General features: G+C 72.4%; 21 protein-coding genes. 10 read left to right on the top strand and 11 right to left on the bottom strand.

Annotated features, from left to right (window positions below):
* Positions 1-28: 28 nt before the first annotated feature.
* Positions 29-1867 (top strand): GMC oxidoreductase, encoded by a 1839-nt coding sequence (locus IA22_RS0114825; RefSeq protein ID WP_030123882.1) that lies wholly within the window; start codon positions 29-31, stop codon positions 1865-1867.
* Between the two features lie 70 nt (positions 1868-1937).
* On the opposite strand, the gene IA22_RS0114820 is transcribed toward IA22_RS0114825, so the two are convergent.
* A complete protein-coding gene (locus tag IA22_RS0114820; RefSeq protein WP_030123881.1) occupies positions 1938-2966 on the bottom strand; it encodes an LAETG motif-containing sortase-dependent surface protein in 1029 nt (342 codons plus the stop codon).
* A 569-nt stretch (positions 2967-3535) separates the two neighbouring features.
* Entirely contained in the window at positions 3536-3838 is a 303-nt protein-coding gene (locus IA22_RS0114815) for a chorismate mutase (RefSeq protein WP_014154529.1), read from the bottom strand.
* A gap of 312 nt (positions 3839-4150) precedes the next feature.
* Here IA22_RS0114815 and guaA point away from each other — a divergent pair, with 312 nt between their 5' ends.
* The 4 genes from guaA (at position 4151) to IA22_RS0114795 (ending at position 8718) form a co-directional block, all read left to right on the top strand.
* Positions 4151-5737, top strand: a complete 1587-nt coding sequence (gene guaA / locus IA22_RS0114810; RefSeq protein ID WP_014154528.1) for a glutamine-hydrolyzing GMP synthase — start codon at positions 4151-4153, stop codon at positions 5735-5737.
* A 242-nt stretch (positions 5738-5979) separates the two neighbouring features.
* Positions 5980-6735, top strand: coding sequence for an SAM-dependent methyltransferase (locus IA22_RS0114805; protein ID WP_015578414.1), 756 nt, complete (start codon positions 5980-5982; stop codon positions 6733-6735).
* Positions 6736-6864: 129 nt separating this feature from the next.
* Positions 6865-8133, top strand: coding sequence for a hypothetical protein (locus IA22_RS0114800; RefSeq protein ID WP_030123880.1), 1269 nt, complete (start codon positions 6865-6867; stop codon positions 8131-8133).
* A 75-nt stretch (positions 8134-8208) separates the two neighbouring features.
* Positions 8209-8718, top strand: a complete 510-nt coding sequence (locus IA22_RS0114795) for a DoxX family protein (protein ID WP_014154525.1) — start codon at positions 8209-8211, stop codon at positions 8716-8718.
* 106 nt (positions 8719-8824) lie between these two features.
* On the opposite strand, the gene IA22_RS0114790 is transcribed toward IA22_RS0114795, so the two are convergent.
* Complete coding sequence (locus IA22_RS0114790; RefSeq protein ID WP_015578417.1) at positions 8825-9073, bottom strand: hypothetical protein; 249 nt, start codon at positions 9071-9073, stop codon at positions 8825-8827.
* Positions 9060-10394, bottom strand: coding sequence for a PspC domain-containing protein (locus IA22_RS0114785; RefSeq protein ID WP_030123879.1), 1335 nt, complete (start codon positions 10392-10394; stop codon positions 9060-9062). The genes IA22_RS0114790 and IA22_RS0114785 overlap by 14 nt, the downstream gene beginning before the upstream one ends.
* Before the next feature lie 174 nt (positions 10395-10568).
* On the opposite strand from IA22_RS0114785, the gene IA22_RS0114780 reads away from it, so the two are divergent.
* Both IA22_RS0114780 and IA22_RS0114775 read left to right on the top strand, forming a co-directional pair.
* A complete protein-coding gene (locus IA22_RS0114780) occupies positions 10569-11876 on the top strand; it encodes an ATP-binding protein (RefSeq protein WP_014154522.1) in 1308 nt (435 codons plus the stop codon).
* Complete coding sequence (locus IA22_RS0114775) at positions 11873-12568, top strand: LuxR C-terminal-related transcriptional regulator (protein WP_015578420.1); 696 nt, start codon at positions 11873-11875, stop codon at positions 12566-12568. The genes IA22_RS0114780 and IA22_RS0114775 overlap by 4 nt, the downstream gene beginning before the upstream one ends.
* Before the next feature lie 13 nt (positions 12569-12581).
* Here IA22_RS0114775 and IA22_RS0114770 read toward each other — a convergent pair whose 3' ends face one another.
* Both IA22_RS0114770 and IA22_RS0114765 read right to left on the bottom strand, forming a co-directional pair.
* Positions 12582-13337 (bottom strand): GNAT family N-acetyltransferase, encoded by a 756-nt coding sequence (locus IA22_RS0114770; RefSeq protein WP_030123878.1) that lies wholly within the window; start codon positions 13335-13337, stop codon positions 12582-12584.
* Between the two features lie 12 nt (positions 13338-13349).
* The gene (locus IA22_RS0114765) at positions 13350-14387 is read right to left on the bottom strand and encodes a C40 family peptidase (RefSeq protein ID WP_051694798.1); all 1038 of its coding nucleotides are present in this window, start codon (positions 14385-14387) and stop codon (positions 13350-13352) included.
* A gap of 194 nt (positions 14388-14581) precedes the next feature.
* On the opposite strand from IA22_RS0114765, the gene IA22_RS0114760 reads away from it, so the two are divergent.
* Positions 14582-14935 carry a hypothetical protein gene (locus IA22_RS0114760; protein ID WP_014154518.1) on the top strand — a complete coding sequence of 118 codons (354 nt, stop codon included), beginning with the start codon at positions 14582-14584 and terminating at the stop codon, positions 14933-14935.
* Between the two features lie 70 nt (positions 14936-15005).
* On the opposite strand, the gene IA22_RS0114755 is transcribed toward IA22_RS0114760, so the two are convergent.
* Positions 15006-16151: a C40 family peptidase gene (locus tag IA22_RS0114755; protein WP_030123876.1), complete on the bottom strand. Its 1146-nt coding sequence runs from the start codon at positions 16149-16151 to the stop codon at positions 15006-15008.
* A 450-nt stretch (positions 16152-16601) separates the two neighbouring features.
* Here IA22_RS0114755 and pcrA point away from each other — a divergent pair, with 450 nt between their 5' ends.
* Positions 16602-19040 (top strand): DNA helicase PcrA, encoded by a 2439-nt coding sequence (gene pcrA, locus IA22_RS0114750; protein WP_030123875.1) that lies wholly within the window; start codon positions 16602-16604, stop codon positions 19038-19040.
* 211 nt (positions 19041-19251) lie between these two features.
* On the opposite strand, the gene IA22_RS0114745 is transcribed toward pcrA, so the two are convergent.
* Together IA22_RS0114745 and IA22_RS0114740 are read right to left on the bottom strand one after the other, a co-directional pair.
* Positions 19252-20865 (bottom strand): M23 family metallopeptidase, encoded by a 1614-nt coding sequence (locus IA22_RS0114745; RefSeq protein ID WP_030123874.1) that lies wholly within the window; start codon positions 20863-20865, stop codon positions 19252-19254.
* 234 nt (positions 20866-21099) lie between these two features.
* Positions 21100-22026, bottom strand: a complete 927-nt coding sequence (locus IA22_RS0114740) for an esterase/lipase family protein (protein WP_030123873.1) — start codon at positions 22024-22026, stop codon at positions 21100-21102.
* 343 nt (positions 22027-22369) lie between these two features.
* Here IA22_RS0114740 and IA22_RS0114735 point away from each other — a divergent pair, with 343 nt between their 5' ends.
* Positions 22370-22783, top strand: coding sequence for a coenzyme B12-dependent isobutyryl CoA mutase small subunit (locus tag IA22_RS0114735; protein WP_014154513.1), 414 nt, complete (start codon positions 22370-22372; stop codon positions 22781-22783).
* Between the two features lie 45 nt (positions 22784-22828).
* On the opposite strand, the gene IA22_RS0114730 is transcribed toward IA22_RS0114735, so the two are convergent.
* Together IA22_RS0114730 and IA22_RS0114725 are read right to left on the bottom strand one after the other, a co-directional pair.
* The gene (locus IA22_RS0114730) at positions 22829-24457 is read right to left on the bottom strand and encodes a DUF5691 domain-containing protein (protein WP_030123872.1); all 1629 of its coding nucleotides are present in this window, start codon (positions 24455-24457) and stop codon (positions 22829-22831) included.
* A gap of 143 nt (positions 24458-24600) precedes the next feature.
* Positions 24601-25728 (bottom strand): hypothetical protein, encoded by a 1128-nt coding sequence (locus IA22_RS0114725; protein ID WP_209443738.1) that lies wholly within the window; start codon positions 25726-25728, stop codon positions 24601-24603.
* Between the last annotated feature and the right edge of the window lie 138 nt (positions 25729-25866).

The raw sequence follows: 25866 nt of genomic DNA, 5'->3' as shown, positions 1-25866 counted from the left end.
ATCCGCCCTTTTCGTACCGAGGAGAGCCATGTCCCAGGACAGCCATGCCCAGAACCAGGCCGGCCGGGCCGTTCCGGCCGCGGACGACGACGCGTACGACTACGACGTCCTCGTCGTCGGCTCGGGCTTCGGCGGCGCGGTCTCGGCCCTGCGGCTGAGCGAGAAGGGGTACCGGGTCGGCGTCCTGGAGGCGGGCCGCCGCTTCACCCCCGCGACCCTGCCCAAGAACTCCTGGGACATCAAGAACTACCTGTGGGCCCCCGCGCTCGGACTGTTCGGCATCCAGCGGGTGCACCTGCTCGGCAAGGTGATGGTGCTGGCCGGCGCCGGAGTGGGCGGCGGCTCCCTCAACTACGCCAACACCCTGTACGTGCCACCGGCGCCCTTCTTCGAGGACCGTCAGTGGGCCGGCATCACCGACTGGAAGGCCGAACTGGCGCCCTACTACGACCAGGCGAAGCGGATGCTCGGGGTGCGGCTCAACCCGACCGTGACCCCGGCGGACGTCCACCTCAAGGCCGTCGCCGAGACGATGGGCGTCGGTGACACCTTCCATCTGGCCCCGGTGGGCGTCTTCTTCGGTGACGGCGAGGACGCCGACGGGACCGCGCGCGCGAAGCCCGGAGGAGAGGTGGCCGACCCCTACTTCGGCGGCGCCGGTCCCGCGCGCAAGGCCTGCTCCGAGTGCGGTGAGTGCATGACGGGCTGCCGCCACGGGGCGAAGAACACCCTCAACGAGAACTACCTCCACCTGGCGGAGAGGGCCGGTGCCGTCATCCACCCGATGACGTCCGTCGTCGCGGTCACGGACGGCCCGGACGGCGGCTACCGCGTGTCGACCGTGCCCACGAACCGGCGGCGCAAGGCCGCTCCGACCGTGCTGCGGGCCAGGAACGTGGTCGTCGCCGCGGGTACGTACGGAACCCAGACCCTGTTGCACACGATGAAGGACGAGGGGCTGCTGCCCCGGCTGTCGTCCCGGCTCGGCGAGTTGACCCGGACCAACTCCGAGGGCCTGGTGGGGGCGCAGACCAGCGACCGCCGTTACCGCAAGAAGCACGGCACCGGCAAGGCGGACTTCACCCGGGGTGTCGCGATCACCTCGTCGATCCATCCGGACGAGAACACCCACATCGAGCCGGTGCGTTACGGCAAGGGCTCCAACGCGATGGGCGCGCTGACCATCCTCCAGGTGCCCTACAGCACCCACCGGGTGCTGGGCTGGTTCGGCAGCGTCGCCAGGCATCCGGTGCTCACGATGCGCTCGCTGTCCAACCGGCGCTGGTCGGAACGGACGATCATCGGTCTCGTGATGCAGTCGCTGGACAACTCGCTGACCGCGTACCGCAAGCCCGGCGGCATCGGCAAGGGGCTGCTCACCGCCCGGCAGGGCCACGGCTCGCCCAACCCGACGCAGATAGCCGAGGCCACCCAGGGCGCCACACTGCTCGCCCAGGAGATCAACGGCTTCGCCGGATCGAACGTCGGGGAGCTGATGGGCACCCCGCTCACCGCGCACTTCCTCGGCGGCTGTCCGATCGGGGCGAGCCCGGAGGAGGGCGTCATCGACCCGTACCACCGGCTCTACGGGCACCCCGGCATCTCGGTGGTCGACGGGTCCGCGGTCTCCGCCAACCTCGGGGTGAACCCGTCGCTGACCATCACCGCGCAGGCGGAGCGGGCGATGTCCTTCTGGCCCAACAAGGGCGAGGCGGACCCGCGCCCCGCACAGGACGCGGCGTACGAACGGCTCGCCGCGGTCGTACCGCAGGCGCCCGCGGTGCCCGAGGACGCCTTCGGCGCGCTGAAGCTGCCGTTCCTGGGCATTCCGGTGGTGCCGCCGAAGAAGGCGGCGTCGGACGCCTGACCCCGGGAACGCCGAGGGGCTGCACCCCCCTCCGAGTGCAGCCCCTCCACGTACCTGCCGGTGACGCGCCTTACGCGGCGGCGTCACCGTTCCTGCGGCGCCGCACGACGAACATCGCGCCGGCACCCAGCACCACGGCCGCGCCGCCCGCGAGGGCGATCGCCGGAGTGCTGGAGGACGAACCGGTCTCGGCGAGGTTGCCGGTCACCTCGGCCGTGTCGCCCGCGGGCTTCGTGGTGGGGACGGGGATCTTGCCGCCCTCCTGGGGCTCCGCGCCGCCGCCGTTCCCGGCGTCGACGATCTGGAACTTGTAGGCGACGTCCTGGAAGCACGGCACGGCCTCGAGTTCGTCACCGAAGACGAGCCCGCCGCCGAGGCTGAAGCCGGCGCCCACCGGGGCACTCGCCTCCACCTTGAGGCGCAGGTCGATGTCGACCTCGTAGCCGGGCTTGATCCCGTCGGCCTCGCCGACGTAACCGGACGAACTGCCCAGGTCCTCGATGTCCTCCCAGGTGCCGTCCGCCTCGTTGAGCGCCTGCAGCCGGACCTGCTTGGTGGTGAAGAGCTTCTCGCCCGCCTCGTCGGCGGCGGCGCCCGCGAAGAAGGCCACGTTCTTCACGGTCTTCTTCGAGTCGTTGTAGATGGTGAAGGTGAACCGGTCCCAGCCGCTGCCCCGGGCGATCTTGCCGGAGAGGCCGTTGATGGAGAGCTCCAGCGGGCGCGGCTCGCACGCGTCGAGGGGCTCGTCGTCCCCCTCCTCCTCGTCCTCGGTCTCCGAGGCGGTGGGCGTCGGCTTCGCGGACGCCGTCTCCGACTCGGTGGCCGTCGGGGCCGGGGAGACGGTCTCGGGCGCGACACCCTCGGGCGACTCCGTCTCCGACGGGGTGGTCGTGGCGGTCTGCGACGCGGACTCCGCGCTCTCCGTGCTCTCCGGGGTCGCGGCGGACGGCTCCCCGCTCGGCGTCTCCGTGGGAGCGGGCGCGGTCGTCCCGGTCGTCGGGGTCTCGGTCTGCGCGAACGCGGCCGGTGCCGAGAGCAGGACGACCGGGCCTATGACGGCGGTGGCGGCAGCGAGTGCCAGGGTGCGGCGGAGCTTCATCTGGGGCCTCAGCAGGTCCGTGGTACCGCGCGGGCCGCGGTACGGCGTGAAAGGAATGAACGGGCCTGCCGTCGTGGGGCACGGAACGAGCCGGTGTGTTCGTCATGCATGACCTGTGACATGCGGAAACGGTTGTCCACGTTTTCACGGAATCTTTATGTGGTCCTGGCCACAACGGGGTGGGCGCAGGCGCGGTGGTCGCACCTTCACGACTGCTCCGGGGCCGGTTCCGAGGCCCGTCCACGGTGGACGGAGGGCGGCCGGTCCCGGGCGTCCCCGGGGCCGGCCGCGGGGGTGACCGGTCCGCTGTCCCCTGCCGACCGGTCACACACGCCGGACCGTGGTCCCACGACGCACCTGGGGTGCGTCACACGTCCCGGCGGAGCCACGCGTGGATTCCTGCCGCTGCCGCCCCTGGCTGGCACGGACACCCGGACAAACGAAGGGGCCCGGGGCCCGGTCACGCTCCGTACGGGTGAGACGGGGCCCGAACGCGGGTGCGGCCGTACAGCCTTCCCGGACGTCACGTCCGACAGCTCCGCGGACGTCGCACCCGGCCGCTCCGGACGTCACACCCGGCCGCGGCACAGCTCCAGCAGCGTCATGGCGAGGGCCGTGCCCGGCTTGCCCAGGGCGTCGCTGTAGTGGCTGAGCACGTCCATCTCCCGGGAGAGGTTCACCCGGCGGCCACCGGACGTGATCCTGGCCTCCTGGATCACCGCCGAGACGGCCATCCGTTCCTGGACGAGGCCGATGATCCGGTCGTCGAGCGCGTCGATGCGCGTCCGGGCACCCCCGATCAGGGATGCCGCCTCGTCGGTGTGCGCGCCGGTCCGCTCGGCGGCCGTCTTCGTGGATGCGGTGCTGGTCATCTGTGACTCCCGGTGGGCTGGGCCCCCGGAACGACCGGTCCGGAACGCCAGAACGCCCCGGGCCTGTCGGCCCGGGGCGCCTGGAACGTTGCTTGTCAGTTGCTCAAGCAGCACGACCATGGCAGCCGGCGGGCCGGGTGCCATAGGTAAAGACGAAGATCGTGTGCTGACGCATGCGGCAAGTATGGACCCCGCCCGGGGGCCGGGTCCACGCAGGGCCCGGATGGTGAGACGGGAGACCGGCGGGGCGATGTCCCACGGCCGGTAGAATTGGGAGGACCGACCCCCTCTCCACCGCCGGAAGGCCGCCCCGTGCCAGCAGCACCCCCCGCCGCCCCCGACACCACGACCGACGTCGTCCTGGTAGTCGACTTCGGCGCCCAGTACGCCCAGCTCATCGCCCGCCGTGTCCGTGAGGCCCGGGTCTACAGCGAGATCGTCCCGTCCACCATGCCGGTGGCCGAGATGCTGGCCAGGAACCCCCGGGCGATCATCCTCTCCGGCGGCCCGTCCTCGGTGTACGCGGAGGGCGCGCCCAGCATCGACCGTTCGCTGTTCGAAGCCGGGGTCCCGGTCTTCGGCATGTGCTACGGCTTCCAGCTCATGGCCACCACGCTCGGCGGCACGGTCGACGACAACGGTGCGCGCGAGTACGGTCGCACCCCCCTCGCCGTCTCCAAGGCGGGCTCCACCCTCTTCGAGGGCACGCCCACCGAGCAGCCGGTCTGGATGTCGCACGGCGACGCCTGCTCCGCCGCCCCCGAGGGCTTCACCGTGACCGCGTCCACGGACGTCGTCCCGGTCGCCGCCTTCGAGAACGACGAGAAGAAGCTCTACGGCGTCCAGTACCACCCGGAGGTCATGCACTCGACCTACGGCCAGCAGGTCCTGGAGCACTTCCTCTACCGCGGCGCGGGCATCGAGCCGACCTGGACGACCACCAACGTCGTCGACGAGCAGATCGCCCTGATCCGCGAGCAGGTCGGTGACAAGCGCGCGATCTGCGGCCTCTCCGGCGGCGTGGACTCCGCGGTCGCCGCGGCCCTCGTGCAGAAGGCCATCGGCTCCCAGCTCACCTGCGTGTACGTCGACCACGGCCTGATGCGCAAGGGCGAGACGGAGCAGGTCGAGAAGGACTTCGTCGCCGCGACCGGCGCGAAGCTCAAGGTCGTCGACGCGGAGAAGCGCTTCCTCGACGCCCTGGCCGGCGTGTCCGACCCGGAGCAGAAGCGGAAGATCATCGGCCGCGAGTTCATCCGTGTCTTCGAGCAGGCCCAGCTGGAGATCCTCCAGGAGGAGGGCCCCGAAGTCGCCTTCCTCGTCCAGGGCACCCTGTACCCGGACGTCGTCGAGTCCGGCGGCGGCACCGGCACCGCCAACATCAAGTCCCACCACAACGTGGGCGGGCTCCCCGACGACATCGAGTTCGAACTCGTCGAGCCGCTGCGCCAGCTGTTCAAGGACGAGGTCCGGATGGTCGGCCAGGAGCTCGGCCTGCCCGAGGAGATCGTCCAGCGGCAGCCGTTCCCCGGCCCCGGGCTCGGGATCCGCATCGTGGGCGACGTCACCAAGGAGCGGCTCGACCTGCTGCGCGAGGCCGACGCCATCGCCCGCGAGGAGCTGACCGCCGCCGGCCTCGACCGTGACATCTGGCAGTGCCCCGTGGTCCTGCTCGCGGACGTCCGCAGCGTCGGCGTCCAGGGCGACGGCCGCACCTACGGCCACCCGATCGTGCTGCGCCCGGTCTCCTCCGAGGACGCCATGACGGCCGACTGGTCGCGCCTGCCGTACGAGACGCTGGCGAAGATCTCCACCCGCATCACCAACGAGGTCGCCGACGTCAACCGCGTGGTGCTCGACGTGACGAGCAAGCCGCCGGGGACGATCGAGTGGGAGTGACCCCTCCCTGAGGTCAGGACCGATGCCGTCGCCCATTCCTTCGGGCGACGGCATCGTCGTATCCGCGGGCCGGCCCGTCGTGTGGGTGCGCGCTCGATCCGGCTCTCGGCGCGCACACCGCGACGGGCGGCCACCGCACTCGACATCGGTCTCGTCGCGATCCACCGGCGGCGCTCCCGCCCGTTCGGCGGCCGGGGTAATTCGGTGGCAGGGGTCGGTCGTCCGTGGAATGGTGCGCTTCCATGTCCGCCGAAGAAGTCCGCGCCCTGATGTCCGCCCCGGGCAACGACCGCCTCACCTGGAACACCCCGCTGTCCGAGGCGCACGCCGCCCAGCTGGTCGCCGCCTGCTCGCCCGCCCCCGGCGCCCGGATCGCCGACTTCGGCAGCGGCTGGGGCGAGTTGCTGATGCGTCTGGTCGAGGCGGCGCCCGGTTCCACCGGGGACGGCATCGAGACCGATCCGGAGGCCGTGGCACGGGGCCTGCGCCTGGCAGGGGAGCGTGGGCTCACCGGCCGGGTGCGCTTCCACGAGGTCCCGGCCGCGGAGTACCCGGGCGACGACTACGACCTCGCCGTCTCCATCGGTTCCTCGCACGCCTGGCCCGGCGGCACCCCGGAGGCGCTCGAGGCGCTGCGCGCGGCCGTACGCCCCGGCGGGAGGGTGCTGTTCGGGGACGGCTTCTGGGAGCGTGAGCCCTCGTCGGCCGCGCTGGAAGCGCTGGGCGCGGTGCCCGGCGACTTCGGCTCGCTCCTGGAGCTGATCCGGCAGGCGGAGGCCGTGGGGCTCAGGCCGCTCCAGGTGACCGTCGCCGACCAGCGCGAGTGGGACCTCTTCGAGTCCGCCGCCAACATCGGGCGCGGGGAGCGCTGGGCGATGGCCAACCCGGGCCACCGGCTGCACGCCGGAACGACCGAGGCCGTCGACGCGCGCCGCACCGGCTACTACGGCGGATACCGGGGGACGCTGGGCCTCGCCTACCTCGTGCTCGGCGCCTGAGAATCGCACATTTCGGCGACACGCGCCCCCGGTACGCCCCGATGCGGTACGTGCCCGCTCTGTACGGCACAATTCGCAGAAATAAGCGGCGAGTTGGTTCGATCAGGGCGGGAAAGGGCGGCGTTCTCCGTGGCGTTGGACGAAGCGAGGGCGAAAAGCACGCACGGCGGTGGCTGTACGTGCGGCGACTGCCCGCACGGAGCACGTGAAGGCCACCGGCGGGCCGTGGCCGCCTTCCTCGCCAAACGGGACGAACTCGCCGCCGGCCAGGGCCTGCCCGGTGCCGTCGCCCAGTCCGTCTCCGCGTCCCGGCAGTGGGTGTCGGACGAACTGACCGAGTCGGCCCGCGCCGTCGCCGAACGCAGCCGCGAGGCCGGTGACGCCTGGCTCCACACCCTCTGGCTGCGTACCCTGACCGTGGTCTGGGGCGGTGTCGCCCTGCTGCTCGTCGGCGAGTCCGTCACCGCCATCGGGGCCGGCTGGTCCACGGCCCGCACCGCGGGACTGATCGCCGCCTGTGTGACCGCGGGTCTGCTGACCGGCGCCGCCCGCGTCCACCGGGCCCGCGGCGGCCTCCTCGCCCCGCTGATCGGCGAGGACAACCGGCTCTCCACCTCGCGCACCGTCGCCGCCTCCTGGGTGCTGCTCGCCGTCTTCGCCGTGCTCGTCCTCGCGCTGCAACTGGCCGGGGCGTCCGACCACGCGGACCGTGACGCCCTGATCGAGGGCCTGGACCTGGTCCGCTCGGCCGGAGTCCTGACGGTGCTCGCGCTGGTGTGCGCCGTCGCCGTGGTCGTACGCCGGGTGGTGACCGTGCGCGTGCTGTCCCAGCGGCTGCAGAAGCTCCGCGCCGACCGGCCCCGCGCCGCCGACCTGCTGACCGACGACTCCGGGCGCGGCAGCTTCACCGATGTGCAGTACGTGCTGGTCAGCACCGTCGCCGTGCTGTTCGCCGCGGTCCGCCTGGCCCGCCGCCCCGAGCAACTGCCCGACCTGCCGTGGGGCCTGGCCGTCCTGGTGGCCGTCTCGGCCGCGACCTACTTCGCCGGCAAGTACGCGGAGGGCGGGCGCCCGGTCATCCTGTCCGTGGTCCGGGCGAGGGAGGCCGGGGACCTCGACGCCCCGATCCGTACCGGCGACGACATCGAGATCCGCGGTGCCGGCTTCGTGCCGCCCGGCGCGGGCAGCCCCGACCGGCTGGCGCGGGTTGTCGTCAGGATCGGCCGGGTACACGTGCACGTACCCCTCATCCCGGTCACCGGGGGCTTCGCCAACCCGGCGGACACCGTGCTTACCGTCCCCGTACCGGTCGAGGTGGAACCGGGCGCCGTCGAGGTGCAGGTGGTGACGGCCGCGGGGGTGGAGACCAACTCCTGCGTCGTCGACGTCATGGACTGAGCCGCACACCTGGTGAGCGGCCCCGAACCGGCGTACGTATGGTCTGTCCGAGGACCAACGGAAGGCGGAACGGTGATGCACGGGTACAGGGGCGGTTCCTACGGGCTGGACGAGCCACGAAGTCTCAGGGACCGGGCGGGGGAGTACGCGCTCCTGCCCCTGCGGATCTTTCTCGGCGTCACCTTCGTCTACGCCGGGCTCGACAAGCTGACCGACAGCGCGTTCCTGTCGGCGAGCGGGCCGGGTTCCATCGGCGAGATGATGCAGGCCGTACGCGACAGCGCGGCGATCCCGGGCCTCGTCGACCTGGCACTGAAGAGTCCCGAGGGCTTCGGTTACGCCATCGCGATCGGTGAACTCCTCGTCGGCCTAGGCACCCTGGCCGGCCTGTGGGCGCGGCTCGCGGCACTCGGCGGGGCGCTGATCTCGCTGAGCCTGTGGCTGACGGTGAGCTGGCAGAGCACGCCGTACTACTACGGCAACGATCTGGTCTACCTCATGGCCTGGCTGCCGCTGCTGCTCGCCGGCGCCTCCTACTGGTCGGTGGACGCGCTGAGGGGCCGGCGACGCCACGTAAGGATCTGACGGCGCCCTACCCGGCCGGGCCGGTGGTACCGCGTGGACCGTCGCACACCGGTCGTGCTCCCCGACGGCGCCCCGGCCACCGGCCGACCCGGCCCGCCGGCGGAGCTCAGCGCACCCGGGTGGAACCGGGTGCCGACGCCTCCGCCGACGCCTTCCTCGTCTGCCGCCTGCGCCGCGTCCGGTAGCTCACCCAGGTCACCGTGGCCGCCAGCCACAGGCCGCCGACGAACACGGGGACGAAGAACGTCCACGGGGCGTTCCAGGCACCCGCCGCGTCCGCCGCGTAGCCGCCCGCCAGGGTCAGCATGACGAGGCCCGCCACCGCGCGGCCGGGCCGGATCTCATGACGCGGCACGGGTGACCTCCAGCTGTCCGATGCCGATTCCCATGCCCAGCTCGAGCGTTCCGGTGGGCTCGCTGTCCTCCGCGGGCCCGAGGGTGCGCCGGGTGTGCCGGTCGGGGGCGATGTCGATGTCCTTGCGCAGGTCCGTGGGGAACCGGATGTCGCCGAAGCCCGCTTCGGCGTCCACCTTCACCGTCATCCCCGCGGGCACGACGACCAGCGCGCGGCCCGCCGCGACCTGGACGCGGGTGCGCAGCGTCCCGCCCTCCGGCACGGTGATCCGGGAGAGGTCGAGCTTCGCGATGCCGGTGTTGAGTTTGTACTCCGGCCGGACCGTCGCCACCGAGGCCGGGCGCCACTCCTTGCGGACCCAGTCGGTGCCGATGTCCCGCGGGACGGCGGAGGCGCCCGCCAGCAGCCCGGCCGTGATCATGGCCAGCACGATCGTGCCCAAGCCGGTCCTGCCGAGGACGGACGCGATCAGCAGGCCGAGGCCGAACACCCCCAGAGCGGCGGCCAGCCCGATCTGCAGACTCGTCCCCAGCGGATGGGCCTCCCAGCTCAGCCCCGTCCCCAGACCGCCCGCGATCAGGGCGAGCAGGAACACGAGCCCGCCGATCGACCGCGGGCCCCGGGTGCCCTGTGTGCCGTGGGGAGGGCGGAACGGGTTGTCCACGGCCGCCCTGCGCCTGCCCGGTCCGGCCGCCTCGGAGACCGCGTCCGCGGGGCCCCACAGATAGCCCGTCCCCGCCGGGCCGGTCGTGCCGTCCTTGACGATCGGATCCCGCCACCAGGACGGGCTGCCCGGAGAGGGCGGCGCTTTCACCTCGGGCGGCGCCCCGTGCCCGGCCGCGTGCGCCGCGCTCTTCGGCGCGTACGCCGCCGTGCCCGGTGCGTCCTCCTGCGGGAACGTTCTCCGGTGCTGCGTCCAGACGGAGAAGCCGACCACGGTCAGCGACAGCATCGCGGCGAAGGCGAGCATCCCGCCGTTGTGCAGCATCGACAGCAGGAGCCCGCAGCCCACCAGGGCCAGCAGCAGGGCGACCAGGGAGGCGCCTTCGACCCGGCCCGAGAGCAGCCGGCGCGCCTCGTTCTCGTCCTCGCCCTCCACCGGGAGGAGCAGCCACGCGAAGCCGTAGAAGATCAGGCCGATGCCGCCCGTCACGGCGAGGACGCCGAGCACGATGCGGAAGATCACCGGGTCCACGTCGCAGTACCGGCCGAGGCCGCCGCACACCCCGGCCACCACTTTCTGCCGCGGGCTGCGCCGCAGCCGCGGTCCCGGCGCGGAGGGCGGAGCGACGCCGGGGGAGGCGTCCTGGGGAACGGTCATGGGTCCATGGTGACGGCCCGTACGCCCTCGTGGGGCCCGCGGCGACCCTGGCCGATCCCTGATATTGCCTCCCGGCGGCCCCTGGGGGCCCGTCCGCACGGCAGCCGGGCCCTCAGGGTCGAGTCCGGGCAGACCCTGATGCCACGGCCCGCCGGAACGTGTGACGATCGGTGCATGCCAGCAGCCACGACCCGAGCCCCGAGCTCCCACGCCCCGGACCCGGAGGAGCAGGCGCCGCGCAAGCTGTACCGCAGCGCCGACGGGCGGATGCTCGGCGGCGTCGCGCGCGGGCTCGCCGGACATCTGGGACTGCCCGTCGTCTGGGTCCGGTTCGTCTTCCTCGGACTGTTCTTCGCGGACGGCCTGGGCGCCCTGCTCTACGCCGTGTTCTGGATCGTCGTGCCGCTCGGGGTCGGCGGTGTCGGAGGGACCGGCGGGGCGGCCGGGGTGGAGCGGTCCCTCTTCGAGACCGCCCCCGACGGCCGGCGCAGACTCCGCAAGCCCGACAAGGGCCAGGTCTTCGCCCTGGTCGCACTCCTCGTCGGCGCCATGGTCTTCGTCGGCAACGTCGACATGGGCAGCGAGGCGGACCGTTACGTCTGGCCGGCCCTGCTGATCGGCGCGGGGTCCGTCCTGGTGTGGCGGCAGGCCGACAACGCGCGACGGGCGCGCTGGATGGAGGTCGGCCGCCGCCGCCGGGTGCTGCACCTGGCGCGCGGACTCGCGGGCGTCGCGCTGGTCGGTCTCGGCCTCGCCGCCTTCCTCGTGGTGCGTGGCTCGGCGGCCCAGCTCGGCACCGCGCTGACCGCCGCCATCGCCGTGCTCACCGGTATCGCGCTGCTGGCCGGCCCCTATCTCGTACGCATGACACAGGACCTCTCCGAGGAACGCCTGATGCGCATCCGCGCCCAGGAACGTGCCGAGGTCGCCGCCCACGTCCACGACTCGGTCCTGCACACCCTCACCCTGATCCAGCGCAACGCGGACGACGGCGGCGAGGTCCGCAGGCTCGCCCGCGCCCAGGAACGCGAGCTGCGCAACTGGCTGTACGACCCCTCGGGCACCGGCAAGGACGAGGCCGAGGAACCGACGAACCTCGCCGAGGCGGTCAAACGCACCGCCGCCGAGGTCGAGGACAAGCACGGCGTCCCGCTGGAGGTCGTGGTCGTCGGCGACTGCCCGCTCGACGAGAAGCTGTCGGCGCAGATGCAGGCCGCACGCGAGGCGATGGTCAACGCGGCCAAGTACGGTGGCGAGGGCGGCGCAGTCCAGGTCTTCGCGGAGGTCGAGGGCCGCACGGTCTTCGTCTCCGTGCGGGACCGGGGGCCGGGGTTCGACCTGGACGCCGTACCCGGCGACAGGATGGGCGTACGAGAATCGATCATCGGCCGGATGCAGCGCAACGGCGGTACGGCGCGGCTGCGTTCGGTGCCCGGCGGGGGCACGGAGGTCGAGCTGGAGATGGAAAGGGCGAGCGAATGACCGAGAACACCGAAGCGACCGGGGGCCCGGAGCGCCGGGTACGGGTCGTGCTCGTCGACGACCACCGCATGTTCCGCACCGGGGTCCAGGCCGAGATCGGCCGGACCGAGGAGACCGGGGTGGAGGTCGTGGGGGAGGCCGCCGACGTCGACCAGGCGGTCACCGTGATCACCGCGACCCGCCCCGAGGTCGTCCTCCTCGACGTCCACCTCCCGGGAGGCGGCGGGGTCGAGGTACTGCGTCGCTGCGCCCCGATGATGGGCGCGGTCGAGAACCCGGTGCGCTTCCTCGCGCTGTCCGTCTCGGACGCCGCCGAGGACGTCATCGGCGTCATCCGCGGCGGCGCCCGCGGCTACGTCACCAAGACGATCACCGGTACCGACCTGATCGACTCCGTCTTCCGGGTCCAGGAGGGCGACGCCGTGTTCTCGCCGCGGCTGGCCGGCTTCGTCCTGGACGCGTTCGCCTCGACGGACGCCCCGCCGGTCGACGAGGACCTGGACCGGCTGACACAGCGCGAGCGCGAGGTGCTGCGGCTGATCGCCCGGGGCTACGCGTACAAGGAGATCGCCAAGCAGCTGTTCATCTCGGTGAAGACCGTCGAGTCCCACGTCTCTGCGGTGCTGCGCAAGCTCCAGCTCTCCAACCGGCACGAGCTGACCCGCTGGGCGACGGCCCGCCGGCTGGTCTGAGTCCCGGGCACGCTCAGGCGGGGTCGAGCGAGATGTTGAGCTTCTCGCCGGTCCTGCGGTAGCCGATGGACGCGTAGATGCGCTCGACGTCGGGACCTCCCGGCTCCAGCCAGACGGTGCCGAAGCCGCGGTCGAAGGCGGTGCGGGTCAGCCAGGCGGAGAGCGCCGCGCCGACGCCCCGGCGGCGGAAGGCGTCGGCGACGGCCAGGCCGGCCAGTTCGCCGATGCCGTCGACCGGGGCCGAGCAGCCGCCCGCGCCTGCCGGACGGCCGTCGAGGGTGGCGAGGGCGGAGACCCCGCCGCCCGCCGTCGCCCCGCGCAGCCATGCGATCTCACCGTCGTCCGGCCCGCCCTCGCCGCCGAATCCCGTGTGCTGCACGGCGGCGGCGGAGGCGAACTCCGCGTCCGTCACGGGCTCGGCCACCCGGAGGCCGTCCACCGGCTTCGGCGGGAGCAGTCCTTCGGGGGAGCAGGCCATCACCGGTGCGCGGTTCTCCTCGGTGAAACCGGCGGCCAGCAGGGCCGGTTCGACGGCGGGAGCCCAGGCGGGCAGGAACTCCAGCCGGGGCATCCGGTCGTGTTCACGGAAGGCCGCGACCAGATCGGCGATGTCCCGCGCGGTGGGTTCGGCGCCCTGGTCGGGGATGGCGTAGTTCGCGAACTTCAGCTCCCAGTCCGGGTTGTGGCGCACGGTGAACGGCCCCACCCGGTAGTGGTCCGGGGAGCGTAGGGCGAGGGTGCGCGCGTAGTTCTGAATGGCGGTGTCCATGGGCCCGAGAGCCTAGGCGACGCGGGTCGCTCCGGCGAAAGGCATTTCGGAGATCGGCGCGATACGTACGGGCGCCCCCGGGCGTGGGGCGTGGATCATCTGCCCGCCGCCGATGTACAGCCCGACATGGGTGACCCCGGGGTAGAAGAACACCAGGTCCCCCGGGGCCAGTTCGGAACGCGGGACGCGCTGACCCGCGTTGATCTGGGTGTACGTCGTCCGGGGCAGCGACACGCCCGCCGCCCGCCAGGCCGCCTGAGTGAGACCTGAGCAGTCGAAGGAGGCGGGCCCGGTGGCGCCCCAGACGTACGGCTTCCCGAGGGCCCCGTACGCGAAGTCGACCGCCTGGGCCGCGCGGGCGTTGGGGGCGGCGACCGGACCGCGGGGGGTGCTCCGGTCGGCCCGGACGGCACCGCCGCCGTGCGCGGCGTCGGCCGAGCGCTCGTAGGCGGCGCGCTGATCGGCGGTGAGGGTGGCCAGGAGCTTGCGCGCGTCGGCGAGCTTGGTGCGTACGGTGTCCTTCTGCTTCTTCAGCTCGGCCCGTCGCGAGGCGAGGACGGCCAGCTCGTCCTGGGCCCGCGCGCGGAGCTGGGCGATGTCGCCGATCTGGCGGCGCACGCCGTTGATCGCGCCGGCCTGACGGTCGCCCGCCCGGTCCTCGAAGGAGGCGCGCTCCAGGTACTCGTCCGGGTCCGAGGAGAGGGCCAGCCGCACGGCCGGGTCGATGCCGGCGCTGCGGTACTGGGCGGTCGCCCAGGAGCCGAGGGCGTCGCGCGCGGTGTTGAGGCGCGCGGTCCGGCGGGCGGCCTCGTCGCGCAGGGCGTCCAGGGACTTCTCCGAGGCCGCCGACTGCTCCTTCGCGCCGTTGTACTTCTCCGTGGCCACCTCGGCGTCGTGGTAGAGCCGGTCGACCTTGGCCCTGACCTGGGCCGTGGTGAGCTGGGGGTCCGCCTGCGCGGAGCCTTCGAGCGCGGTCGCCGTCGCCGCCCCGGCCCCGGCGGGGTGACCGGGTGCCGCCCGCCACGGGGGCGGAGACGGAGATCCGGTCACCTGGGAGGGACGCTAAACCCGGCACGGAGAGAAGAGGCGTAATGACAGCTATTGCCCTCATGTGCTGTTTCGTTTCCGTCGGATGACAGGAAAATTCAACCGGAGTCCGGCAATTCGTGCAGACTGCGAGGCGACTCATCGGTAAGTCGTACCTGGCCGAAGAGTGGTGATATGGCCGCGGTTAGGCTGCGGCCATGGACGTACTCATCAATGTCTTCGTGGCCTTGCACATCATCGGTATCGCCTCCCTGCTGGGCGGCTTCCTGACCCAGATGAAGGCCATGGGGGCGGGCGAGGCCCGCTTCGTCCCGGCCATGCTGCACGGTGCGCTCACCATGCTCGTCACGGGTGTCGCGCTGGTCGGGCTCAACCAGGCCGACGACCAGAGCGTCAACAACATCAAGATCGGCGTCAAGCTGCTGGTCCTGATCGTGATCCTCGCGCTCGTCTACGTGAAGCGGGACGACGAGAAGGTGGACAAGGGCGCGTTCGCGGCGGTCGGCGGGCTGACGGTCGCCAACATCTTCATCGCCACGCTCTGGACCTGAGCGGCCGGCGGACGCACGGCGAAGGGCCCGGGGATCACCCCGGGCCCTTCGCCGTGGGCGGGCGGCGTCCCTACGACGGGCGCACGCTGCCGTAGATCGGCATGTAGTAGATCGACTCCTCGCGGACGTTCGCACCCGGCTTGGGCGCGTGGATCATCATGCCGCCGCCCTTGTAGATGCCGACGTGACTGATGTCGTCGTAGAAGAAGACCAGGTCCCCCGGCCGCAGATTTGCCGTGGAAACCCGGGTGCCGACCTTCACCTGGTCCCAGGTGGTGCGCGGCAGACCGACACCGGCCGCCTTCCAGGCGGCCTGGGTGAGTCCGGAGCAGTCGTACGAGGACGGGCCCGTCGCCCCCCACACGTACGGCTTGCCGATCTGGGCGCGCGCGAAGGCCAGGACCTTCTCGGCCCTCGAGGAGTAACCGCTGCCGGAGCCCGTGCCGGAGCCCGTGCCCGTGCCCGACCCCGACTTCGTCTTCGGGGCCTCGTCCGCGGCTGCCGTCTCCTTCGCGGCCTGCTGTCGCGCCAGCTCGTCGGCCTTGCGCTCGGCCTCCGCCTCCTTCTTGCGCTCCAGCTCCGCCAGACGTGCCTTCTCCTCGGCGGTCAGCTGCGACAGCAGCGTGCGAGCCTCGGTGAGCTTCGTCTGCACCTGCTGCTTGCTGGTGCGCAGCGAGGCCTGCGACGCGGTGAGGGTCTCCAGGCTCTTCGTCGCCTCGGCGCGCTTGGCCGCGGCCTCCTTCTGCTGGGTGCGGAAGTCGGCGACCGCCTTCTGCTGCCGGCTGGTCATCCGGGCCATCAGCTGGTCCTGGTCGAAGTACGACTGCGGATCGTCCGCCAGGAAGAACGTCGCCGTCGGGGCGATCGAGCCGCCGCGGTACTGCGCGGCCGCGTAGCTGCCCAGCTCGCGGCGGGTCTCGTTGAGCTTGTCGGCCCGCTTCGCCGCGGCCTCCAGCAGCGCGTCGACCTTGGAGCGCTGCTCGGCCGAGGCGGCCTTCGCCTTGTTGTACTGCTGCGTCGCCGTGCCGGCCTGCCGGTAGAGGGCGTCGACCTTCTTCTGCACTTCCTCGATGCTGGGCTTGGGCTCGGCGGGGGCCGCCGTCGCGCTCTGCGTGGAGAGCAGGGTGACGGAGGCGAGCGCCACGGTCGTGAGACCGACGGCAGGGGTGGTGCGACCCCGGGTGCGGGGCTTGCGATGCGACGCCAAGGCCGGCATCTCCTTCCGTGGACCGCCTACCGGGTTAGCGATGGGGGTCCCCCCAGGCCGTTCGGGCACTGGGGGAGGGTTCGGGCGGAACGGAAGGCTGCCCTACGGTCCGGTGGAGACGGACCGATTCACCCCGGTGCTGCGTGTGGGTCCCCGGTTCCGGGCCCCCTTCACGGGAGTACGGATTCGGCGGGGGTGCCCGTGCGGCGCGGTTCGCCTCAAAGGGGTACGGGGCACCCGTCGGAGCACGCTAACCACATCGTGGTGCCCCTGTGAAGGTTGATGTTCGATATGCCCGATACGTTTTCGTGACCTTTTCCCGGCGGTGGTCCGCATGGCCGGAACCGACCCCGGAATCTCACGTTCCGTGGTTGGGTCGTTCCGCTGCGCGCACGGGTCCTGACCGTTGTCGCCGATGCGGCCCGGGCTGTCGGTGGGGCCGCCTAGACTCGTGAGGCGATGAGCAGCCTCTTTGACGACAGTTTCCTGACCGGCCTCCAGCAAGGGGAGGACGGCCCCCCGCCGCCCCCCGAGGAGCACGCACCCGAAACGGTGCCGGAGGGCCTCTTCGAGGACGTCTTCGACGCGCCTCCGCCGCCGCGCGACGCCTACTACCGCGACGGCGCCCCGCGTCCTGTGATCGACTCCGCCGCGCTGCTCGACGGGCTGAACACCGAGCAGCGCGCCGCCGTCGTGCACGCCGGCTCCCCGCTGCTCATCGTGGCCGGGGCCGGCTCGGGCAAGACCCGGGTGCTCACCCACCGGATCGCCCACCTCCTGGCCGAGCGCGGGGTGCACCCCGGGCAGATCCTCGCGATCACCTTCACCAACAAGGCCGCCGGCGAGATGAAGGAGCGCGTCGAGGACCTCGTCGGCCCGCGCGCCAACGCCATGTGGGTCATGACGTTCCACAGCGCCTGCGTGCGGATCCTGCGCCGGGAGTCGAAGCGCCTGGGCTTCACGTCGTCGTTCTCGATCTACGACGCCGCCGACTCCAAGCGGCTGATGGCACTGGTCTGCCGCGATCTCGACCTCGACCCGAAGCGCTACCCGCCGAAGTCGTTCACGGCGAAGGTCTCGAACCTGAAGAACGAGCTGATCGACGAGGAGACCTTCGCCGGTCAGGCGGCCGACGGTTTCGAGAAGACGCTGGCCCAGGCCTACGCGCTCTACCAGGCGCGGCTGCGCGAGGCCAACGCCCTCGACTTCGACGACATCATCATGACGACGGTCCACCTGCTCCAGGCGTTCCCCGACGTCACCGAGCACTACCGCCGCCGTTTCCGGCACGTCATGGTCGACGAGTACCAGGACACCAACCACGCGCAGTACACCCTCGTACGCGAACTGGTGGGCCCGGCGGGCGAGGCGGACGCCCCCGGCGAACTGTGCGTCGTCGGTGACGCGGACCAGTCGATCTACGCCTTCCGCGGCGCGACCATCCGCAACATCCTCCAGTTCGAGGAGGACTATCCGGACGCGACGACGATCATGCTGGAGCAGAACTACCGCTCCACCCAGACGATCCTGTCGGCGGCCAACGCCGTCATCGAGCGCAACGAGAGCCGCCGTCCCAAGAACCTCTGGACGAACGCGGGCACCGGCACCCGGATCACCGGCTACGTCGCGGACACCGAGCACGACGAGGCACAGTTCGTCGCCGACGAGATCGACCGGCTGACGGACGCGGGCGACGCGAAGGCCGGCGACGTCGCCGTCTTCTACCGCACCAACGCCCAGTCCCGTGTCTTCGAAGAGATCTTCATCCGCGTCGGACTGCCCTACAAGGTCGTCGGCGGAGTGCGCTTCTACGAGCGCAAGGAGGTCAGGGACGTCCTGGCCTACCTCCGGGTGCTGTCCAACCCCGAGGACACCGTCCCGCTGCGCCGCATCCTCAACGTGCCCAAGCGGGGCATCGGCGACCGCGCCGAGGCGATGATCGACGCCCTCTCGATGCGCGAGAAGATCTCCTTCCCACAGGCGCTGCGCCGCGTCGACGAGGCGTACGGCATGGCGGCCCGGTCGACGAACGCCGTGAAGCGGTTCAACACGCTCATGGAGGAGCTCCGCACGATCGTGGAGTCCGGGGCGGGACCTGCGGTCGTCGTGGAGGCCGTCATGGAGCGGACCGGCTATCTCGCCGAACTCCAGGCGTCCACCGACCCGCAGGACGAGACCCGTATCGAGAACCTCCAGGAACTCGCCTCCGTCGCCCTCGAATTCGAGCAGGAGCGGGCGGAGGAGGAGGGCGCGGGCACACTCGCCGAGTTCCTGGAGAAGGTCGCGCTCGTCGCCGACGCCGACCAGATCCCCGACGAGGACGAGGACGGCTCCGGTGTCGTCACGCTGATGACGCTGCACACCGCCAAGGGTCTCGAATTCCCGGTGGTGTTCCTGACGGGCATGGAGGACGGTGTCTTCCCGCACATGCGCGCGCTCGGGCAGGTGAAGGAACTGGAGGAGGAACGCCGGCTCGCCTACGTGGGCATCACGCGTGCCCGCGAGCGCCTGTATCTGACCCGGGCGGCGATGCGCAGTGCGTGGGGCCAGCCCTCGTACAACCCGCCGTCGCGGTTCCTGGAGGAGATCCCGGACCAGCACCTCGAGTGGAAGCGCAAGGGCCCGATGGCGGCGTCGGCGGGACCGACGTCCGGCATCACCTCGTCGCTGTCCGCGTCACGCGCGAAGTCGGGGCCGTCGGGGTTCGCTACCCGGCGCACCTCCGAGAAGCCGGTGGTCACCCTGGTGGTCGGGGACCGGGTCACGCACGACCAGTTCGGCCTGGGCACGGTCACGGCGGTCGACGGGTTCGGCGACCAGGCGAAGGCGACGGTCGACTTCGGCGACGAGAGGCCGAAGAAGCTGCTGCTGCGCTATGCCCCGGTCGAGAAGCTCTGAACCGGCGGGAGCGGGAGGGCGGGGAGGCCGCGTACCGCCCGGCCGGCAGGTGCTGACCTGCCGGCCCTCGGGCGCCGACGCGTCCGCCCGGTGCTGACCCGGTCGGGCGGCATGCACTGATCCCGCCCGGAGGCAGGTGCTCGTACGGGCGTTCAGGGGCGGGCCGGATACGGCGCCCGCGGCCGGCCGGCACTCCGGCGCGGCCGGTCCCTCAGTACGGGTTGACGCCGTGGCTGCGGAGCCAGGGCATCGGGTCGATCGCCGAGCCGCCACCGGGCCGGACCTCGAAGTGCAGGTGCGGACCGGTGGAGTTGCCCGAGTTGCCCGAGTAGGCGATGACGTCACCGGCCTTGACCGAGCCCGAGCGGATCTTGGTGGTGCTGAGGTGGCAGTACCAGGTCTCGGTGCCGTCGGCAGCGGTGACGATGGCCATGTTCCCGTAGGCGCTGTTCCACTGGGTGCGGACGGTGCCGTCGGTCGCCGCCATCACGGGAGTCCCGTAGGAGACGGGGAAGTCGATGCCCGTGTGCACGGACATCCAGTTCACACCGGCCTGACCGTAGGTGGCGCTGAGCCCGTGCTGCTTCACGGGGAGCACGAACTTGGGGCGCAACGCCTCGCGGCGAATGGCCTCCTCCTCGCGCTTCTTCTTCTCGGCGGCCTGGCGCTCCTTCAGGTCGATGCGCTCCTGGGTTCGGCTGGCGCGGTCGGCGAAGTTCTCGGCGTCGGCGCTGAGGGCGGCGAGCTGGGTGTCCAGCTTGTTGTTGGCTACGGCCGGCTTCACCAGATCCGCGGCCGCCATGGACGTGGTGTCGTCCTTCGTCTCCTCGGCCCCGCCGACACCGCTCACCGAGGCGGCGGCGATGCCCGCGACGCTCATCACGCAGGCGGAGGGCACGGCGACGGTGAGGAGCGCGGAACGCTTCGCCGGGGTGCGGCGCCTGCCCCGGCTGCCGCCGCGCGCGGCGGCACGGCCCACGGGGTGCGCGGAGACGCCCACGGCGACGGCTTCGGCGGCCACCTCGACGACCTCGGGCATCGTCGGCTCCGGCTCGGCTCCGGTCTGCGACACCTCGTCGTACACGTCCGTGTACGTGCCTGCCGTCTCGACCTCGTCCGGTCCGACGTGACCGTGGGAGCCGGGCGAGGCGTGGAGGTCGTGGGAACCGAGGTCGAGGGCGCCGGTGCCGTCGAGCGAGGTGAACTCGGCCGTCCCGTAGGACTCGTGGGACGGCGACTGGTGTTCGTGTGAGGAGTACGACGTCTGTTCGGGTGCGTACGCGGCGCTCTCGGGCGTGGCGCCGGTGTTCCACGCGGTGGCGTCGTAGGTGCCGGTCTCGGCCGCCGTGTAGCTGTCGTAGCCCGTGGTCTCGAAGGCGGGAACGCTGAAGGAGCCGGTCGCGTAGGCCGTGGTGTCGAACGTGGCGGTGGGGAAGGCGCCGGTGTCACCGGCGGTCCACTGGCCGTCCTGGCCCGCCTGGTCCCAGCCGGTGGTGTCCCACTGGCCCGTCGTGTCGGCCGGGGCGGGGATCACGGCCCCCGGCATCCAGGTGGCGGTGGTGTCGTAGCCCTGGGCCGCCTGCGGGTGGGCCTGGGCGGCATAGGCGTCGTAGGAGGCCTGTTGATGCGCCCCGGTGTCCCACTGGCCGCTGTCGTAACCGGCGTAGTCACCGCCGTAGGCCGGGGAGTAACCGTCGCCGTACGTGGTCCCGTGGCTGTCGTCGTGCCGGCCCGGGAGGGACCCGAAGAGCGGGTCGATGTCGAAACTGCCGGTGGACGGGCTGTCGTATCCGGCATGCCCGGCGTGGGGGTGCTGGTCGTTCACCAACTTCTCTCTCGCCTCGGCAGCAGGACCTGTTCCGGGGTCCGGTGGGGGGATCCCGGGGTGAGCAGTGGCCGCGACTGTACCCGGCGGTACGCGAGGACGACAATCTTCGGAGGCCCTCAGCCCTTCAGGAAACGGGCAATCGGCCGCCTTTCGGCGGACCTGATGGGCAGGCTTGGCCCTATGTTCGAAATGCGTTCTATTTGACGGGGGTTCAGTGGTTCAAAAATCAACTCACGCGACGTGAGCGGCTCCCCGAGTGCCGACGTCCGAACCGTCGGACTCGAGCGCCTGCCGGATCGCGGACGCGACCGCCGGATGCACCGGCAGGGCGAGGTGGCCGATGCCGGTGACGCGCACATTCACCGCGTCGAGGTCGGGATGATCCACGCAGGCCGTCTCGACGGGGAGGATCACCCTGTCCAGTTCGCTCCAGAAGCTGACGAAGCGCGTCCGGCAGCCCGGGGCGGGCCGGCGCAGCTCCTCGATGAGTTCGGAGCCGCTGCGCATCTGGCGGACGATGGGGTGCGCGCCGGCCAGCGGGACGGCCGACGTCCCGCCGTGCGGTGTACCGAGAGTGACGAGCGTGCGCACCCGGCGGTCCCCGCCGAGCCGCTGGACGTAGTACCGCGCGATGAGGCCGCCCAGACTGTGGCCGACGATGTCGACCTCGTGGTGCCCGGTGCGGGCGCAGATCTCCTCGACGTGCCGGTCGAGCAGCTCGGCCGCCGTGCGGATGTCGCAGGTCAGGGGCGAGTAGTTGAGCGACGCCAGATGGCGCCAGCCGTGCCGTGCCAGGGAGCGGCGCAGCAGGACGAAGACGGAGCGGTTGTCGATGAGACCGTGCAGGAGGACGACGGGCGGGCGCGCGTCGCCGGTGGTGGGCAGCGCGGTCGCCTCCGCCGCCCGGGTGATCTCGTCGTGACCGGCGCCGTGCTCCGGGTTTGATCCGGCACCGGTGTCCTTGCCGGTGCCGGTGCCGGGGACCGGCCGGGGTGTGGAGGGCCGACGCTCCGGGGCGATGCCGGAGGGGTAGATGAGCACGTGCCCGGCGAGGATCACCAACTCCAGTGCGGTGGCCCTGATCAGCGTCGACGACAACCGGGCGGGGCGCAGCAGCGGCCCGCGGAGCAGTAGGGGTAGGAAGGACAGGACCTTCATGGCCGACCTCCTGCACTGGCGTCCGGGGAGGCGGCTCCCCGCCCCGCACACCCTTCACGGGGGTCGCTGCGGAGGCGGCCGGCGGTCCTGGCGTGCCGGGGGCCGTACCACCGTGCCGTGCGGCTGACGGCGCGGTGGTACGACGACCTCGTTGCGGCTCCCTGGCGGCGACCCCCGCGCGGCCCTCGGGCCGCGCGGTGCTGGGAACGACGCCGGCGAACATGTCCCGTGTGTGATTTCCCCCTCCCGGTCCACCGCGAAACGAGGCCGTGCGGGATGCTGGGGATAACGTTCGTTCACATCACCGGCCCTCCGGGCACGGCAGACGCATGTGGAGGCATTGATGGGTGTGACCGGTCCTATCCGCGTGGTGGTGGCCAAGCCGGGCCTCGACGGCCATGACCGCGGCGCCAAGGTGATCGCGAGGGCGCTCCGGGACGCGGGCATGGAGGTCATCTACACGGGGCTCCACCAGACCCCCGAGCAGATCGTGGACACGGCGATCCAGGAGGACGCGGACGCCATCGGCCTCTCGATCCTCTCCGGGGCGCACAACACGCTCTTCGCCAAGGTCATCGAGCTGCTGAAGGAGCGCGACGCGGAGGACATCAAGGTCTTCGGCGGCGGCATCATCCCGGAGGCGGACATCGCGCCGCTGAAGGAGCAGGGTGTCGCGGCGATCTTCACCCCGGGTGCGACGACGGCCTCGATCGTCGACTGGGTGAACGCGCACGTCCGTCAGCCCGCGGAGGCCTGAGCCGGCGCTCCGGCACCGCCCGGCCCGTTCCCCGGCTCCTCGTGGTCATCCCGCGCCGCCCTGGGACAGCTCCGCGTCCATGGCGGCGCGCAGGCGCAAGGTCGACACCAGGCGCTGGAACGCCTCCGACCAGTAGCCGCCCGCACCCGGCGAAGCGCCCTCCGGCTCGTCCGGAGTGGTGGTGAGAACCGCGAGGCGGTCTGCCTCGGCGGGGTTCAGACAGCGCTCGGCGAGGCCCATCACCCCGCTGAAGCTCCACGGGTAGCTCCCCGCGTCCCGGGCGATGTCCAGGGCATCGACCACCGACCGGCCGAGCGGCGCGTCCCAGGGCACGGAGCAGACACCGAGCAGCTGGAAGGCCTCCGACAGGCCGTGCGCGGCTATGAAGCCGGCGACCCAGAGCGCCCGCTCGGACGGCGGCAGACTGGCGAGCAGCTTCGACCGCTCCGCCGGCGAGGCCGTACCGGGGCCGTTCGCCGGGGGTGTCGAGGGGGCCCCGAGCAGCGCCCGTGCCCAGTCGGGATCGCGCTGCCGCACGGCGGCCCTGCACCAGGCGGCGTGCAGCTCACCGGCCCAGCCGTCGGCGACCGGCAGTGCCACGAGCTCGTGCGCCGCCCGGCCGCCGAACCTCTCCCGCCAGACGCCGAGCGGGGTGGCCTCCACCAACTGACCGAGCCACCAGGACCGTTCTCCGCGCCCCGAGGGCGGCACCGGCACCACTCCGTCCCGCTGCATCGCGGGGTCGCACTCGTGCGGCGCCTCCACCGCCACGGACACCGTGCCCCCCGTGCGGTCGGGATTGACACAGGAGGTGGCGCGGTCCGCCATCCGGCGGGCGAGCGCGGAACCGGGGAGCGAGGACAGCAACTCGGCGGCTGTGGCACGTACGTTACGGCTGCGGTCCGCCAAGGCCTCCTCCAGGAAGGTCTCGTCGTCCGCCGAGAGGCCGGACCGCAGGGAGTCGAGGAACATGAGCCGGTCCTCGGCCCGTTCCGAGGACCACGTGGAGACGAGCAGGGAGCGGGCCCTGCCGGGGTCCTGGTCCCGCAGAGCGCCGAGCAGCGCGACCCGCTCCGCGAAGAGGCCCTCCTGCCAGAGCCGGCGCACCGCCGCCGGGTCCGACGTGTCCGGTCGCCGCGCGTCCCGTGACGAGGCGCGCAGGGCGAACCGCCACTCCGGATTGAGCGAGGCCAGCCAGAGCCCGCGCGGCCCGGCGAACGCCAGCACGTGCGGCCGCAGGTCCGTACGCGCCCTCGCCGCGTCCAGCAGTGCGGGGAGCAGCTCCGCCGGAGCGCGGTAGCCGTGCGCGCCGGCCGAGGCCAGCCACTGCGGGATCAGCTCGGTGAGGTCGGGGGCCGATCCCCGGCGCCCGCCACCGGGCTGCGCCGAACGGTCGGCGAGCAACTGGGCGAGCCGGCGGCGGGCGGCGTCGGGCAGCGGCGGCCGGAGGTCGGCGGGCGCGGGCGCGGGCAGGGTGGCCCCGACGGCCGGACGCAGCGCGGCTCTGCGGCGCACGGTGTGCGCCGCCGCGGCGTCGAGGAGCGCCGAGGGGGAGACCGCGGCGCCTTCCTCCGTCCGCAGAGGCCGACGGTCGGTGCCGAGCACCGCCGAGCTCACGAGGTCTTCCCACGAGGCGTTCACAGGCGCACCGGTCGACGTGACGGTGGTGGGCATCGGGTTCCTTCCGGTGGTCCGGGAGCGAGGGGCCGGGGTGTGCGTGTGCCGGGTCGGGGCAGAGGGGGCGCGTCCGGGCGGGCAGTTGCGGCGCACCCCCGCCCCCCTCAGGGCCTTCCTGGGCACCGCGCCCCCCGGGTACGTCAGATGAGGGCCACCGCCTCGCCCGGTCCCACACCGTCGGAGCCTTCCGGGCACCAGGCGGCGAACGGATCGAAACCCCGGTGCCCGCACTCGCCGAAGACCGTCAGGGGGCCACCCCCGGAGAGCGCGACGAGCTTCCACAGACCCGGCCGGGACAGCGCCCGGGCCGCGACCGGCAGGGCGGAGCCGTCCGCGACGCCCACCAGCTGCCAGCCGTCCCCCGACGGCGCCGGTACGACGTCGCGCAGGGTGGCCGGCCAGGCGTCGAGCCACGGATCGTCCCGCAACGCGTTCCCGTACGCGGCGACGGCGTCCGCCGCCGTGCCGCCCGGCGGCGGTGTCCCGGTGACAACAGGCTCACCGAACTCCGTCCCCAGCTCAACCCTCAGCCCCCCACCGCCCGGATACGGCGTCACCTCGGCATCGATCACGGCACCCACCGGCAGTGCGTGGGCCGGGGCGCGCCCCGGTGCTCCGTAGGAGAGCAGCAGGGCGATGCGCTCCGAATTCCGGCCGTACAGCCAGATGCGGCGGGTGACGATCCTGCCGTCCGGGGTGTCGTACCGCGCGAGGACCAGCCATTGGTCGCGGACGGCCGGCCCTCCGGCCGGGGCGGTCAGCCCCACCCTCGTACGGACGGTCGCCGCCAGTGGGCCGGGCAGCCGGCCGAGCCGGAGCCAGGCGGAGTCCAGCAGGTGCAGGAGCGCGCACTCCTCGAGGAGCCGAGCCGGCCAGCCTGCGCCCGAAGCCGGTATCGACGCCAACTCCCGCGCCCGGCCCGCGAGTCCCGGGGCCTGCGCGTCGACCATGCGGGCCGCCGTCTCCTCCCACAGCCCGTGCCCCGGCCGGCCGGCTGCGGCGAGTCCTCCGCGCAGCAGATCGGTGAGCCGCTGCTCCAGCTCCCGCGCACCGCCGCTGACGCGCTCGGCCCGGCGCTCGGCGCGCCGGGCCGCCGCACGGTCCGCGGACGCGGCCCGCGGGCCGGGCCCACCGCCGGCCTCGTGCGACGGCTCGTCAGGAACGTCGACCGTCGTCCTCTTCGTCGTCCCGCGTCCGGCCGGCCGGTCGGAGCGGCTGGATTCTCCCCCGTGAGACAGCACCATGGAGACGACGGTAGGGGGCGCCACTGACAACGGGCTCCGGCCGCCTGTTCCGGGCGGTCCGGCAGGACCTGACCGCCCGTACGGCGGCGCCGTCCCGACCTCGCTGACCGTCCCACCGCCCGCCCGCGACCCGTCCCGGACGCCTGCCTGGACCGGTTGTCA

Source organism: Kitasatospora papulosa, assembly GCF_000717245.1.
GTDB classification, from domain to species: domain Bacteria; phylum Actinomycetota; class Actinomycetes; order Streptomycetales; family Streptomycetaceae; genus Streptomyces; species Streptomyces papulosus.
This window is presented reverse-complemented; position numbering and strand designations above follow the sequence as displayed.

Excerpts from the sequence above, each read along its gene's own strand:
- IA22_RS0114825 (WP_030123882.1), top strand. The coding sequence starts at position 29 with ATGTCCCAGGACAGCCATGCCCAGAACCAGGCCGGCCGGGCCGTTCCG.
- IA22_RS0114820 (WP_030123881.1), bottom strand. The coding sequence starts at position 2,966 with ATGAAGCTCCGCCGCACCCTGGCACTCGCTGCCGCCACCGCCGTCATA.
- IA22_RS0114815 (WP_014154529.1), bottom strand. The coding sequence starts at position 3,838 with ATGACCAGCACCGCATCCACGAAGACGGCCGCCGAGCGGACCGGCGCG.
- IA22_RS0114805 (WP_015578414.1), top strand. The coding sequence starts at position 5,980 with ATGTCCGCCGAAGAAGTCCGCGCCCTGATGTCCGCCCCGGGCAACGAC.
- IA22_RS0114795 (WP_014154525.1), top strand. The coding sequence starts at position 8,209 with ATGCACGGGTACAGGGGCGGTTCCTACGGGCTGGACGAGCCACGAAGT.
- IA22_RS0114785 (WP_030123879.1), bottom strand. The coding sequence starts at position 10,394 with ATGACCGTTCCCCAGGACGCCTCCCCCGGCGTCGCTCCGCCCTCCGCG.
- IA22_RS0114780 (WP_014154522.1), top strand. The coding sequence starts at position 10,569 with ATGCCAGCAGCCACGACCCGAGCCCCGAGCTCCCACGCCCCGGACCCG.
- IA22_RS0114775 (WP_015578420.1), top strand. The coding sequence starts at position 11,873 with ATGACCGAGAACACCGAAGCGACCGGGGGCCCGGAGCGCCGGGTACGG.
- IA22_RS0114770 (WP_030123878.1), bottom strand. The coding sequence starts at position 13,337 with ATGGACACCGCCATTCAGAACTACGCGCGCACCCTCGCCCTACGCTCC.
- IA22_RS0114760 (WP_014154518.1), top strand. The coding sequence starts at position 14,582 with ATGGACGTACTCATCAATGTCTTCGTGGCCTTGCACATCATCGGTATC.
- IA22_RS0114755 (WP_030123876.1), bottom strand. The coding sequence starts at position 16,151 with ATGCCGGCCTTGGCGTCGCATCGCAAGCCCCGCACCCGGGGTCGCACC.
- pcrA (WP_030123875.1), top strand. The coding sequence starts at position 16,602 with ATGAGCAGCCTCTTTGACGACAGTTTCCTGACCGGCCTCCAGCAAGGG.
- IA22_RS0114740 (WP_030123873.1), bottom strand. The coding sequence starts at position 22,026 with ATGAAGGTCCTGTCCTTCCTACCCCTACTGCTCCGCGGGCCGCTGCTG.
- IA22_RS0114735 (WP_014154513.1), top strand. The coding sequence starts at position 22,370 with ATGGGTGTGACCGGTCCTATCCGCGTGGTGGTGGCCAAGCCGGGCCTC.
- IA22_RS0114730 (WP_030123872.1), bottom strand. The coding sequence starts at position 24,457 with ATGCCCACCACCGTCACGTCGACCGGTGCGCCTGTGAACGCCTCGTGG.